The 13,200-nt window shown below is 44.8% G+C and carries 11 protein-coding genes, 1 other RNA gene and 1 pseudogene; 10 read left to right on the forward strand and 3 right to left on the reverse strand.

Going from position 1 to position 13,200, the window contains the following annotated elements; translation table 11 throughout:
* The 5 genes from B3K91_RS00600 to B3K91_RS13645 all read left to right on the forward strand — a co-directional run.
* The coding region (locus tag B3K91_RS00600; RefSeq protein ID WP_292593828.1) for a hypothetical protein at positions 1-218 on the forward strand (218 nt) is incomplete at its 5' end.
* A 9-nt stretch (positions 219-227) separates the two neighbouring features.
* Complete coding sequence (locus B3K91_RS00605) at positions 228-1,130, forward strand: DMT family transporter (RefSeq protein WP_292592285.1); 903 nt, start codon at positions 228-230, stop codon at positions 1,128-1,130.
* Positions 1,131-1,218: 88 nt separating this feature from the next.
* Positions 1,219-2,604 carry a TldD/PmbA family protein gene (locus tag B3K91_RS00610; protein WP_292589009.1) on the forward strand — a complete coding sequence of 462 codons (1,386 nt, stop codon included), beginning with the start codon at positions 1,219-1,221 and terminating at the stop codon, positions 2,602-2,604.
* Entirely contained in the window at positions 2,604-3,947 is a 1,344-nt protein-coding gene (locus B3K91_RS00615) for a TldD/PmbA family protein (RefSeq protein WP_292593830.1), read from the forward strand. The genes B3K91_RS00610 and B3K91_RS00615 overlap by 1 nt, the downstream gene beginning before the upstream one ends.
* An 8-nt stretch (positions 3,948-3,955) precedes the next feature.
* Positions 3,956-4,168 (forward strand): zinc ribbon domain-containing protein, encoded by a 213-nt coding sequence (locus B3K91_RS13645; RefSeq protein WP_366934700.1) that lies wholly within the window; start codon positions 3,956-3,958, stop codon positions 4,166-4,168.
* Between the two features lie 318 nt (positions 4,169-4,486).
* Here the strand turns inward: B3K91_RS13645 and glnA are convergent, their stop codons facing one another.
* Positions 4,487-5,812: a type I glutamate--ammonia ligase gene (gene glnA / locus B3K91_RS00620; RefSeq protein WP_292592282.1), complete on the reverse strand. Its 1,326-nt coding sequence runs from the start codon at positions 5,810-5,812 to the stop codon at positions 4,487-4,489.
* A gap of 135 nt (positions 5,813-5,947) precedes the next feature.
* Between glnA and B3K91_RS00625 the strand changes: the two genes are divergently transcribed.
* From B3K91_RS00625 to B3K91_RS00640, 4 genes are all read left to right on the forward strand, one after another.
* Positions 5,948-7,372, forward strand: coding sequence for a phosphoribosylaminoimidazolecarboxamide formyltransferase (locus B3K91_RS00625; RefSeq protein WP_292589015.1), 1,425 nt, complete (start codon positions 5,948-5,950; stop codon positions 7,370-7,372).
* A gap of 45 nt (positions 7,373-7,417) precedes the next feature.
* Positions 7,418-7,679: signal recognition particle sRNA large type (gene ffs / locus B3K91_RS00630), an RNA gene on the forward strand.
* Between the two features lie 78 nt (positions 7,680-7,757).
* A complete protein-coding gene (locus tag B3K91_RS00635) occupies positions 7,758-8,225 on the forward strand; it encodes a peroxiredoxin (RefSeq protein WP_103133747.1) in 468 nt (155 codons plus the stop codon).
* A 43-nt stretch (positions 8,226-8,268) separates the two neighbouring features.
* Positions 8,269-8,772: a flavin reductase family protein gene (locus B3K91_RS00640; protein ID WP_099830236.1), complete on the forward strand. Its 504-nt coding sequence runs from the start codon at positions 8,269-8,271 to the stop codon at positions 8,770-8,772.
* On the opposite strand, the gene B3K91_RS00645 is transcribed toward B3K91_RS00640, so the two are convergent.
* Together B3K91_RS00645 and B3K91_RS00650 are read right to left on the reverse strand one after the other, a co-directional pair.
* Complete coding sequence (locus B3K91_RS00645) at positions 8,755-9,228, reverse strand: hypothetical protein (RefSeq protein WP_292589020.1); 474 nt, start codon at positions 9,226-9,228, stop codon at positions 8,755-8,757. The genes B3K91_RS00640 and B3K91_RS00645 overlap by 18 nt on opposite strands.
* Before the next feature lie 480 nt (positions 9,229-9,708).
* A pseudogene (locus B3K91_RS00650) lies at positions 9,709-10,647 on the reverse strand (coenzyme F420-0:L-glutamate ligase).
* A gap of 342 nt (positions 10,648-10,989) precedes the next feature.
* Here B3K91_RS00650 and B3K91_RS00655 point away from each other — a divergent pair.
* Complete coding sequence (locus tag B3K91_RS00655; protein WP_292593832.1) at positions 10,990-12,822, forward strand: glycerophosphodiester phosphodiesterase family protein; 1,833 nt, start codon at positions 10,990-10,992, stop codon at positions 12,820-12,822.
* Positions 12,823-13,200: the final 378 nt, after the last annotated feature.

Genomic DNA, 13,200 nt, shown 5'->3' on the forward strand with positions numbered 1-13,200 from the left:
TTGCGTCTTATTCCGCTCTTTCTCATTCTCTCTTGTCGGAGAACGGAAATCCATTCAACGGCCAAGTGATCTCGCTTGGCACACCTCAACCTGCAATCCCCAACCCCGGTCACGTCAACGACGGCATCGGTACGGTCGAAGTCTCAATGATTGGCAGCTTGTCAACCAAGAGTGTCTGTTGTATTCTTCTTCCATGGGACTTTACGCTCAATATTTGAGGTTAATTTATGATCCGGGGCAACAAGAAGTCTATTAAGGCCAAGTCGACATTCTTCCTAGTTATTACGGGTCTTCTCTGGAGTACGGGAGGTCTGTTGATCAAAAATGTAGACTCAAATCCACTTGCGATTTCCGGAATGAGAAGTATTATTGCCTCCTTAGTAATACTTGTTGCTCTCGGAAAACCAAAGTTCACCTGGTCTTTTTCGCAGATAGCCTCGGCTCTAGCCTACACAATCACAGTGATCCTGTTCGTTTCAGCGAATAAAATGACGACAGCTGCAAACGCGATTTTGCTGCAGTCGACTGCTCCCATATATGTTGCGCTTTTAAGCGCCTGGATTTTGAAGGAAAGGGTCAGGCTTCTTGATTGGATTACCATTGTGACTGCCTTCGGAGGCATGGCGCTCTTTTTCTTTGAAAACCTCGATAGCAGAGGTATGGTTGGAAACATTATGGCAGTAGCTAGCGGAGTTACTTTCGCTCTGTTCAACGTATTTATGAGACTCCAAAAGGATGGGTCTCCGATAGAGTCTGTGCTGCTAGGAAATATCCTTACTGCCGTTGTTGGGATTCCCTTTCTTATCGGTTCTCTTCCGAGTCTTTCAGGCTGGGTAAACCTTATTATACTGGGTGTTGCACAGCTTGGTTTGTCATATGTTTTCTATTCAGAAGCGATTAAGCATTCTACTGCACTGGAAGCAGTCCTGATACTCATGATAGAACCGATTCTCAGCCCACTATGGGTCTTTCTCTTTATGGGAGAGGTCCCGGGAAAACTACCAATGATTGGAGGAGCCATAGTAATTGGAGCTATAACTATCAGATTCATTGTGAGGGGGCTTTCCGGAAAACCGATAGCGCTGAAATATGCTGCCGCCAGAAGCCTTTTCAGGCGTCATAGACTATAGATTCTTAAGCGAGTTTCTAATTACACGTACCTCACTACTCATAATGTTGTAAAATAGTAAGAATACCTAACAAGAATGGAGGTGCATCATGTATTCAGATGAAGCATACTCCGCGGTTATCACTAAGATATTGTCTGGCGGAGCGGATTTTGCAGAAATCTTCCTGGAAGATAGATACACGGGAAGTATAAGCATGGTTCAAGGTGAGGTGGAAGGAAGCGTTTCGGGGAAATTGTTTGGAGCAGGATTGAGAGCCTTTAAGGGGACAAGAAGTATCTATGCTTACACAAACGACCTTTCACTTGATGGTCTTATGAAAGTTGCGGATAGGCTTAAGGCGGTCATTGATCAAGAAAGAGATGTCGATACCGTAATTGATTTCAGAGAGAGAGAGTACGTTGATCTTTGTCCGGTTCTTCATGCACCCGAAAGCGTTCCGAAAAAGGAAAAAGTTGGTGTTATGAAGCTTGCTCATGAGGGAGCTTCGACTTTCTCAAGCACAATATCTCAAGTTGTCGTGAATTACATCGAGTATGATCAAAATGTCTGGATCTATAACTCCGAAGGAGTTAAAGCGCAGGATCACCGTTCAAGGACAAGATTGGCGATATCCGCTGTTGCTACCAAGAACGGCAATATGGAGACGGGTTTCTATGGTCCGGGAGGTGCAATGGGGTTTGAGTTCTTCAATATCAAGGACCCGAGGGCCGCTGGTGAAAGAGCTGCTCGAATCGCCGACAGGATGGTTAAGGCTGAGTATGCGCCTGCGGGAAAGATGCCTGTCATAATCTCCAATGAATTTGGCGGGGTTATCTTCCATGAGGCATGTGGTCATGCCCTGGAAGCAACCGGAGTAGCAAAAGGGGCGTCGGTCTTTGCAGGGAAACTGGGACAGAAGATAGCAAATGAATGTGTCTCTGCCGTAGACGACCCGACGATACCTAATGCTTGGGGATCGGCAAATGTAGATGACGAAGGGACACCGACAAGAAGGAATCTTCTAATAGACAAGGGAATCCTCAAAAACTACATGATTGACCGCCTCGGAGCGATAAAGATGAGAATGGAGCCCACTGGAAGTGCCAGGAGGCAGGATTACACATACGCTCCGACATCTCGAATGAGCAACACCTTCCTCCTTCCGGGAGAGTACTATCCGGAGGAAATAATCGCAGCAACAGACTACGGTCTGTACGCAAAATCCCTTGGAGGCGGTTCCGTGATGCCATCCACGGGTGAATTCAACTTTGCAGTTATGGAAGGTTACATGATAGAGAACGGCAGGATAACCAGGCCGGTACGCGGTGCGACTCTAATTGGGAAGGGCGATGAGGTTCTCACGAAGATAGACATGGTCGGTAATGATCTGGCGAGAGGTCAGGGAATGTGCGGATCTATCTCTGGCTCGATTCCCGCCGATGTAGGTCAGCCCACTGTGAAAGTGTCTGAATTGATAGTTGGGGGGCGAAACTGATGGATATCAAGACTTTCGCTGACAAAGCCTTCGAAATCTCCAGAAAGAGAGGGTTCGAGGAATCCGAAATATATTACTCAAGCGGTGGAGAATTCCAGTTGAGCTCTCTGAACGGCGAAATAGATTCGTATAAGGATGCCAGTTCGACAGAAGTGTACTTCAGAGGACTTAAGAGCGGAAAGATCGGAGCTGCTTTTTCCGAGGTTCTTAGCGAAGAAGCTGCAGAACTGCTGGTCGATGAGGCTTTTCAGAACTATTCTGTAGCAAGTGGAGAAGATGTATATGTGTTTCACGATGGATCGGGCGATTATGCGCAATTCGATGGTTATTCAGGAGACTTTCAGAAGAAATCAGTCAAGGAAAAGATCGATACGGTGATAGCGTTGGAGAAATCGGCGCTGGACTACGACAAGAGAATCGTTATGATTCCAACTTGCAGAACTGCAGACAGCTGGTCGGAACTTGTTATCGTCAACACCCTAGGTCTTAACAAAACGTATAAGAGCGATTATGGATTTGCTGTCGTTGTGAGCCTTGCGGAAGATGAGAAATCGAAGAAGACGGGCTTTTCCTTTTCACTTGTTAGAAGACCTGAGGAGCTTGATGTCGAGAGAATCGGTCACGAGGCCTCCAGGAGAGCGGTGGAACAGCTGGGTGCTGGAAAAGTCAAGAGCGGAAGGTACAGAGTAATCTTCAGGAACGACGTATTTGGACAGTTATTTGGGACCTTCATGTCTATGTATTCAGCAGATAACGTTCAGAGAGGGCTTTCGGTTTTGAAGGGAAAAGAGGGAACAGTAATTGGATCAAGCAGGCTGACTGTCTATGACGATCCTTTACTGCCCGAAAGTCCCTATAGCAAGCCTTTTGATGACGAAGGCTTTCCGACTTCCAAGAAAGCGATCGTGGAGAATGGAAAACTTATGACCTTCTTATATGATCTGAGAACTGCGAAAAAGGATGGGAAGAAGTCAACAGGCAATTCAGTGAGAGGAACTCACAGAGCAAAGCCTTCCATTGCTCCCGTCAATACTGTTATTGAGAGAGGAGAGAAGAGTTTTGACGAACTTCTCGAGACTATGGGAGAAGGGATATTTGTGACCGACTTAACGGGTCTGCATTCAGGAACAAATCAGGTCTCAGGAGAGTTTTCTCTTGGTGCCAGCGGGTTCTATGTCAGAAACGGTAAGATCAGTAATCCAATTGAGCAGTTCACAATATCCTCAAACATATTGAAGGTCTATAATGGAATTGCTGAAGTTGGGTGCGATCCAATCTCCTCCATTTATCGTGTTACTTCTCCTTCAGTGCTGGTGGACGAAATCGATGTTGCATCTGAGTGATAAGGGAGGTGTGTTATTTGCCTTTATACAGGTTTGTCTGTGAAGATTGCGGTAATGAAGAGAGCCTTCTTCTGAAGATTGACTCTCAGGTGCCCCCTTGCGAGAAATGTGGGGGCAGCCTCTCCAAGCAGATAACCAACATCTCAAGCTTTGGCTGTTCTTCAGGTTCCGAAAGCTGCGGATCCTGCTCTGGTGGAAGCTGCTCTACTTGTGGCAATTGAACTCTTTATGAACACAAGCCCGGGGATCCCCGGGCTTTTTTGTTCTCCGGTTTCCAGTTGTGTTTACCTTTAAAGCTCTTTTCAGTTATTCGTTTTTGTCGCTTCCGTTCTGCATTCAAAATCTCTGGCCGATCGCTTCGATTCATATATTTCGGGTCGTTCTGACCCGGAAAGACAACCGAAGAAATTGTCTAGCCTTTGGCCTGCAAGCAGTGTGACCAAGCGTTTACGAGACACCCAAGCATTCTAGGCATCTTCTCACCGATTCAGCTGTCGAGTTCCTTCTTAGATATCGACAATGTTCGAGGCTAGACTTCACTAGTAGAGCTCAAGATACTTGCTGGTTTCCCAGTCTGTTACCGAAGCACAAAACTCGCTCCATTCGCTTTCTTTAGATCTCATGAAAGTATCAAAGACATGCTTGCCTAGAGTGTCTCTAACAAATTCGCTGTTTTTTGTGAACTCAAGAGATTGCCAGAGAGTGCCCGGAAGGCTTTCTATCATAAGCTCCTTCCTTCTTGATCCCTTCATGTTGAAGATGTTTTCATCTATTGGGACTGGTGGTTCAATACCTTTTTCAATCCCGTCCAGCCCGGCTGCGAGTGTAAGAGCAAGTGCAAGATAGGGATTACATGTGGGATCAGGGCTCCTGAATTCCAGCCTGGTACCTTCTTTTCTAGTGCTGGGAATTCTGATCATCGCACTTCTGTTGCCCAGAGCCCAGGAAATGTTTACAGGAGCTTCGTAACCAGGCACCAACCTCTTATAACTGTTAATTGTGGGGTTAGTTATTGAGGTGATTTCTCTTGCATGAAAGATAAGACCTCCAACAAAGTTCAGTGCAATGGTACTCAGACCGTGTGGACTGCTTGGATTGAAGAAGGCATTCTTGCCTTCAGAAAAGAGACTCATATGAATGTGCATGCCAGATCCGTTCACTCCGGAAAAGGGTTTGGGCATGAACGTGGCGTGAAAACCGTTCATGATAGCTATTGTCTTCACCACCCACTTGAATGTCTGAATATTATCCGCTGTCTTCAGAATGTCGGTGTATCTGAAGTCTATCTCATGTTGAGATGGAGCTACTTCGTGGTGCGCGGCTTCAACTTCAAACTCCATTTCTTGAAGCGACATTACAATCTGTTTTCGAACTTCTTCGCCTCCATCGACGGGAAGTAAGTCGAAATAACTCCCTGTATCAAGCATTTTGCCAACGGGTTTTCCACAAGAACTATCCCTTCTAACAATGAAAAACTCCGGTTCTGGCCCTGCGAAAGCTTCGAATCCCATCTTTCTCGCTCTTTCGATGACCTTTTTCAGTATATACCTTGGATCTCCATCAAATGGAACTTCATCTGGTTTGTACACGTCGCAGATCAGCCTTATCGTATTAGAGTTGCCGTTGTCCCATGGAAGTAAAGCGAAAGTCGATAGATCAGGCCTTAGATACATGTCGGACTCTTCGATTCTCACGAACCCATCAATTGAAGAACCATCAAACATAGCGCCTTTCTCAAGAATAGTTGGCAGCATCCTTGCGGGCACTTCTACATTCTTCAGCATCCCGTTAATGTCTGTTATCTGAAGCCTTGCAAAACCAATTTCCCCAGATTCACTCTTTTGAATTAGCTCTTTTTCAGTCATGTTACCCCCGCTATCCTTGCCCGACCCAAGGGCATGTGATAGTAAAGTATATGCCTTGTTCAATAAGATTCTTCGAACCAATCGAAAAGTCTTGGAGTACAAATTGATGATAAACTAATCACAGGGAGGTGCCTGATGAATATTAAGCGTGCCTTTATAAGTGTTCACAACAAGTCGGGAGTGGAGAAGATCGCGGGCTATCTCGCCTCTAATGGGGTGGAGATAGTTGCTACAGATCACACCGCGGAATATCTTATAGATCATGGCATCAATGCAATAAAGGTTGCAGACTACACAGGGTTTCCATCAATATTTGACGGGAGGCTTAAGGCGATTCATCCGAGGATAATCGGAGGAATACTTGCGATCCAGGATCTTCCCTCACACATGACGGAGATGAAGGAACATTCGATTCTTCCCTTTGACATAATAATCCTGAACCTCAAGCCCTTTGAGTCTGCAGTGAAGAAATCACCCGATGAGTTGAACCTTTCTAAGGAGATCGATGTGAGTGGACCTGCACTTCTTATGGCAGGTGCCAAGAATCACAGGGATATAGTCGTCATTTCCGATCCGACAGACTATGATGAAGTGATAGAGAGTCTGGAAGAATGTGGCGATGTTCTTCTTCTGAAGAGGAGAAGGTATGCTCTGAAAGCGATCTATGCGGCAATGCTCTATAATTCGTCTATTCATAAGGCGCTCTCTCAGATTTTCGCTTCTGAAAAATATGATTACACAGTTATGGAGTACGTTATGCAGCTTCTGTACGGGGACAATCCCTCTCAGAAGGCATACCTCCTGAAGCTCTCAAAAGAACCCGGCCTATTGGACGAGGTTCAGATCGGTAATCCGGCTGTGGGGCTGAAGAAGTCTCAGTTGAGGAACATGAATGTATTCATGGAGCTCTATTACTACAGTGATAATATCTCTGTCTTTCTAGACAAGGGAAAGATAACGAAGGTCTTTGCCGGCAAGCTACGTGACGGTTATTCGGAAGGTGGTCCAGACACGATGTTTGCATCTACTTTTGCTATTGATGGAGATACCATCAAGAAGCTTCACGAGGACGGGGTTGAAGCGTTTGGCGGAGTTTTCGACCGTGATGCAATTCTTGCTGCACGCGAAAGAGATATTATGATACTCACTGCTCCTGCGCACGAAGCGGTGTCTCTCTCAGAAGAGACTTACTCAGGCTTCGGGAATTACTTCGTGAGAGAACTATCATATAAAATGAAGGACTACGATCTTGAGAATGACGATAAGCTTGCTCTTTTCTGTTCTAGAGTGAATAGAGCGAACAACTTATCCATCTTCAGAGAGGGTGAGAGCGCCCTTCTGAAGAGTGGACTGAGCTACTCAGAGCTCATGAATTATGACTTTGAGAATCTCGACCTTCAGGATTCGGTGATGGCATCAGATAATGATCTTACCGATGAAGTGCTCGCAAGACTCAAGGCCGCCGGAGTTAGAAGAATGATTTTGCCAGGCACAAGAAGAACCTATTCTCATAAGAGTGTACTCGTTTTGGGAATTGACTTTACTAGACTAAACAACTAAGGAGCACTTGAAAGCTGTAAAGTCAGAATATATAATGTAGTTACACCATGCTAGGCGGGGAGCTGGCGGTTCCCTGTACCCGAAATCCGCCATACGCGGGGCCGAATGCCTTCCGAGGCTTTGCCGGTTTGGTGTCGGTTTGTCTGAAGGTGTTGAGGATTGAGTCCTGCGCAATGGGAACTTGCGAACCTGGTCAGGTCCGGGAGGAAGCAGCCATAAGCAAGCACTTCCGTGTGCCGCGGGGGCGCTCAGTCTGAGCCGAATGGCAAATACGGCCAGGTTGTCAATGTCGACGGAGGATGCATGGTGTTTCTTCTATGTATCATGCTTATCATCTGCTAGAATTAATATGACAATTATAGACGGTTATTAGGAGGTATATAGAATGTTGCTTAAGGGAGAAAAGGCAGAAGACTTCTCGCTTTTCGGTTCGGATCTTAAGGAGTATAAACTCAATGAATATCTAGGCAAGAAAGTAGTTCTTGTTTTCTATCCGGGAGCATTTACAAGTGTATGCCAGAAAGAGCTTTGCACATTCAGAGACTCGCTGGCCAATTTCGAGAGTATGAATGCTGTGATTCTTGGAATAAGTATGGATAGTCCCTTTGCCAACAAAGCCTTTAAGGAGCAGAATTCCCTTTCCTTCCAACTTCTGTCTGATGTAGCAGGGGAGGTATCTAGGAAATACGGAGGAGTACACCAGGACTTTTCGGGCGTGAAGGGACTAGTTGTCTCTAAGAGAGCTGTATTCATTGTGAACAGAGATAGCAAGATCGCTTACACATGGGTCTCAGATGATCCTAGAGTTGAGCCTGACTACACAGAGATCGCGAATCAACTGAAGAGGATTTAGCGACAGGGGGATCCCCACGTCGTTTTTGTAATAGGAGGTCAGCATGACTGAATTCAGTTTTCCGGAATACTCGACCGAGCTACTGGAGTATCTTAAATCAGGAAGGGTGCTAATAGGTGTGACAGACGGAGTAGAAACTAACTTGATGACAGTTGCCTGGGGCTTCTTGGGATACACGTGGAATCGTCCTGTTTTTATTACCATGATCAGGCCAAGCAGATTCACTCATAATTTCTTCAGGAGCAGTGACGGCTTTTCGGTTAACTTCATGTCGGCGAAGTGGCAAGAGGCACTTAATTTCTGCGGAACAAGAAGTGGAAAATACTTCGACAAATTCAAAGAGACAGGCTTAACCCCTCAAGAGGGAATTTCACCATCGATTGTAGTGGTAGGTGAGGCAGACAAAGTGCTGGAATGTCGTGTCATATCGAAAGAAGCACTAACACCGCTAGCCCTTAATGGAAGTATTGCCAGTACTTTCTATGGTGATAACTCATACCATTCACTCATATTTGGAGAGATTACCGACTCATACACTCTTCCTTGAGTAAATGCCGAGAGTCAAAGTTAGCAGAAGAGACGCTATAAGAATAGACCACAGTACATACGACGACCAATTAGGCGTCTGATAGCTTAGTCTTGAGGAAGAGTCGATGAGAAGAATGTCTCTGGCAAAGAAAAGAGAGATAATGGTTTGGAGTGAAGAAAGAAACCCAACGACGAAATTCCATCCCCTTCTTTGGGCAGCTATTGCAGCGATATGAGCAAAGATGTAAATTACGAATGAAACCGGAGCCAATGCTACTCCCATGACGAAGACTAGTCTTACGGACTCAGGGTTCTGAAGAACACTATCCGACATTTGGTTTGCTATGATAATAAGACTGACCGAAAGCAAACCGACTACCGTAGCTATTGAAGTCAAATGCAAGTAGGCCTTTTCTCTTCTTCTGGCCTGCACAACGCTTATCGCTCCATGTTCTCTCTTCTTCAAATCATTCACCCAGACAACAATATTCCAGACTTATGGTCTCTCACCATAAGTTGACAAAGCTTTCCAAAGTAGTACGTATATTGAATCATTTGCGTGCGCATTATTATTATTATACTGCAAGTAATACTAATTATCGAAAGCAAAAAAAATGAGCTTCGCAAGGTTCACGAAGCCCTAGATTTATATATACTCAAGAGTAATATAGCACATTCTCAGGAATTACTCGTTGATATACAGATAATGAAGTCTAAATCTAACTCAAAGGGAGGTGTTCTTAATCTCCTTCAATTCGATTTTGAATAGATTCTATTTTGATGCATTAACTCTCTCTCTTGAGTAGATTTAATTATGATCCATTACGAGCTAACTAGATCTTTCATTGGAGCCGTCTATCTTATGTCATTTGAATGGAGCAAACCGATGGATAAGCGACAATAACATTTTGTCTGCCGGACCGCTTTCTCGAAAAGTCTGTCATTCTACATTTGACTAGGTTTGATTGTTTCTTCCAAACGGGACAGATATTAGCAGCGCTAACAATAGTATCAAGTTCGGAATGATCATTTTGATAAAGGACTTGATTGTGACACTTGCAGGATATGTGATTGAATCAAAGTCATACTTGATTTCAGTGTATCTATAATTAAGACCTCGCACAATGCATATGGGCGAACACTCATCAAAGCCACCCATAGCTGTACCTGCAAAAGCAGCAATGGAGTCGACAACAATGTCCATACCACCGGACTTTGGCTTTCCGAACAGATCAGTTCTTGCATGTTCTCTAGATAAAGGATCAATTCCAGAGAAACCAATAGAGACATCAAGTGAACCGGTCTTCCCAACCGATGCTATGGTGTCCGTAATGATCACTGCTGCTTTCTTACCTGTAAGCAGTTCGATTTCTTGACGGATCTTCTCAGCACTCTCACACGGATCTTTTGGGAGGAGAGATACTCATCCTTTCGGAAGATTGGACGCATCTATTCCGCCTTCATCAAGATAGACACCATATTTTCTTATCATGAACACGTTTCTAAAGCTGTCAATAACCTTCTCACTCTTGCTTTGATCAACTGATACCTGCTGCATTCTCTTTCTGATTACCTTGTTCTTTAACACAGACTTGTAAGGGAACACAGCTAATATTCTCCCTTCTCTGAGAATCAATTCTACTTTCGAGGATTGCTCCCCAAAGAGCTTCCCAAGCAGTCTCGCACGTAGCGAGGGCCTTATTTGACTTAGCTCATAACATCTTCCTTCCAGAATTGAAACGATCTTTGAAGTGATGACTATTACATCCGCACTTTCAATAACCTCCCCGGCACTCTCTACTGATCGAAGAATAAAAGATCCAGGTGAAGGATACTCCTTACCGGGCTCAAGTCTTGAAATAAGTCTCACTGGAGTAACGGTTATTGCAGACATGCCGTCTTTCACTTTTGTTACAACGGTTTCGAGAACAGTGCTATCCACTTCAGCATCACCGCTCTTTAATAAGGTATGACTTCCCCATCAAGAATCAATTAAGAACAGTTATTCAATCTATCGTACTGAAAAACCCCTATTCGAATCAATAGCCGAAATGACTTGAAATTATCATAATCGACATCAATAACATTGTACTCTTATATTTTAGCTGTCATCCAAAGCAAACATATGAAGGATTATACATTGAACTTCTTCACAGTTACGCATATCAAAATACAACGTTTGGCAAATTGGTCGGTCCTGACGTTTGGTGATTTTGATATTATAAGAGAGACGCGTTTGTGGGAGGTTATTCTCATTGCGAAGATAGGGGCAAAGATGATGTATCATGTTTTTCTGAAAATGCCTTCGAAGTCTGTGACTTTCATGGTTCTAATGAAGGTTGCCTTCTCTTCATTGACAGTACCACTAATTGCCCTTTTGCTTGGCTCTCTGTTCTCTTTCACCGGCAGAAAAATGGTTTTTGACTGGAGTTTCTTGAGTCTTGCAGAGAGTTTTCCTGGATTAGTCATTGTCTTAACGGTGGCTTTCTTGTGGCTGCTTGGTTTTTCATTTGAACAGAGCGGATTAGTGAAGTTTTCGGCTGCCGCGCTCAAAGAACGAGAAGAGAGAGTAAGATCTGTGCTTGCGAGGATTCTAAGGATTCTTCCCAGACTTCTTGGATTAGCTTCATTTAAATCGGGGATCTTCCTGTTGTGCATTTTGCCTGCATTGAGGATTCTTCCCGTATTGCAGAGAGCGTTTTCGAGAGAGCTCCCTGTCGGAATGTATCCATCTGTAGTTACTGGACCGTTTGGTTGGATGGCAGCGATAATATCACTGATGATAATGATCAGACTTCTTGTCTCCTGGATTTTCGCGATTCACTACGCCGTTCTGGATCGAAAGACATTTGCCGGTGCTCTCAGGGCAAGCACAAGCCTGGTAAACGGCAACACAAAGAAGGTGTTGCTAAGCATGTTGGCATTCTGGACTCCCTCTCTGCTGCTGATAATCGGCAATTCCTTCGTCTTTAGGATCACGAGAGATGTTGTTATCCGATCGAGCTATGAACCCACATCGATGAATATCCTGAAGCTTTCCATTTTCGCTTCAGCTGAGACAATGACTACTACGGCTGTCTCTATAGGGATATCTATCTTTTATTCTATTTTGACAACCAGGCTCTTCTTTGCGCTAAAAGAAGGAGAAGTCCTTGATTCTCAAACATTGCTAAGAAAGGATGCTGTTGCTGATAGACCTGTTGTGATTCGAAGGCCCTGGCTACTCCCTCTACTAATCATTCTAGTCATTCAGGGAGTCTTCTTCGGATACTTGGGTCGTTTTCTAGTTGTTTCCGAGATTGAACTGCCTTTGGTCACCGCTCACAGAGGAAGTTCATTCAAAGCGCCTGAGAATTCGCTTAGCGCGGTTAGAATCGCAATTGAGGATGGTGCAGACATAATCGAAATCGATGTACAGATGACACGTGACGGAGTGCTTGTTCTAAATCATGATAGGTCGCTATCAAAGGTCGCAAGTGTCGGAGAAAGAGTCCATACCCTTACCTACGCCGATATCGCCGAATTCGACATAGGTAGTCGCTTTTCAAATGAGTTTGCCGGGGAGAGAGTTCCAACCCTGGCAGAAGTCATTCAGTACATGACCGGGATTCCGCCAAGTGTGAAATTGAACATTGAACTTAAAGATTATGGATACTCTCCAGAGATCTCTAGGGCAACGATAGAGTTAGTCAAGGAGATGGGCTTTGAGAGCAGGGTGGTCATCACGTCTACAAGTATTGAAAGATTGACCACTGTCAGAGAGCTTGCTCCAGAGATACCTATTGGACTTGTTGTAGGGTATCTGACCAGCCTCGTTTGGTCGGTAGATGTGGACTTCTACAGTGTATCCACTACAATCTTGAATGATAGATTCATACAGAGAGCAAGATCAATGGGGAGAGATGTCCATGTTTGGACAGTGAACAACACGGAGGCAATGAATCGATACTCATCAATGGGAGTTGCTTCGATAATAACCGACAGACCTGATGTTTTGTCTAAGCTCCTTCTGAGGCAGGCAGAAATGTCGATCTTTCAGCTGAGAGTCCTCAGCATTTTGATGACTTAACAGGAAACTCCCAACAATACCTTGGGTTACAGGCTCAAAAAAATGCAGATACTTCGCCAGGGTATCTTTTGTTTATTTGATCTGACGAGAAATAGCATTTTCGAAATGTTCGCTGCGCTCACGAGAGGACATGAGAAGAGCCGGTCCCTGTTGAAATAAGACGCAAGGCGCCAAAGAACACCGGCGGACGCAAGGCTGGGCTAAGAGCGGTTGTTGGTCGTACGTGGTTGGTGGTTGGTCAAGATCAAAGAGCTAGAACCCCTATCACGCAAAGAATGACAAAATCCAGTTTATCAGAACCAGCTCACTTCGTCATCCTCGTGCTTCTTGGCCAGGATCTCGATCCTTGGATCGTTCTCAAAACCAGATCCCGTGCAG

This window comes from Mesotoga sp. UBA5847 (assembly GCF_002432735.1).
Classification (GTDB): Bacteria; Thermotogota; Thermotogae; order Petrotogales; family Kosmotogaceae; genus Mesotoga.

Excerpts from the sequence above, each read along its gene's own strand:
- B3K91_RS00605 (WP_292592285.1), top strand. The coding sequence starts at position 228 with ATGATCCGGGGCAACAAGAAGTCTATTAAGGCCAAGTCGACATTCTTC.
- B3K91_RS00610 (WP_292589009.1), top strand. The coding sequence starts at position 1,219 with ATGTATTCAGATGAAGCATACTCCGCGGTTATCACTAAGATATTGTCT.
- B3K91_RS00615 (WP_292593830.1), top strand. The coding sequence starts at position 2,604 with ATGGATATCAAGACTTTCGCTGACAAAGCCTTCGAAATCTCCAGAAAG.
- glnA (WP_292592282.1), bottom strand. The coding sequence starts at position 5,812 with ATGACTGAAAAAGAGCTAATTCAAAAGAGTGAATCTGGGGAAATTGGT.
- B3K91_RS00625 (WP_292589015.1), top strand. The coding sequence starts at position 5,948 with ATGAATATTAAGCGTGCCTTTATAAGTGTTCACAACAAGTCGGGAGTG.
- B3K91_RS00635 (WP_103133747.1), top strand. The coding sequence starts at position 7,758 with ATGTTGCTTAAGGGAGAAAAGGCAGAAGACTTCTCGCTTTTCGGTTCG.
- B3K91_RS00640 (WP_099830236.1), top strand. The coding sequence starts at position 8,269 with ATGACTGAATTCAGTTTTCCGGAATACTCGACCGAGCTACTGGAGTAT.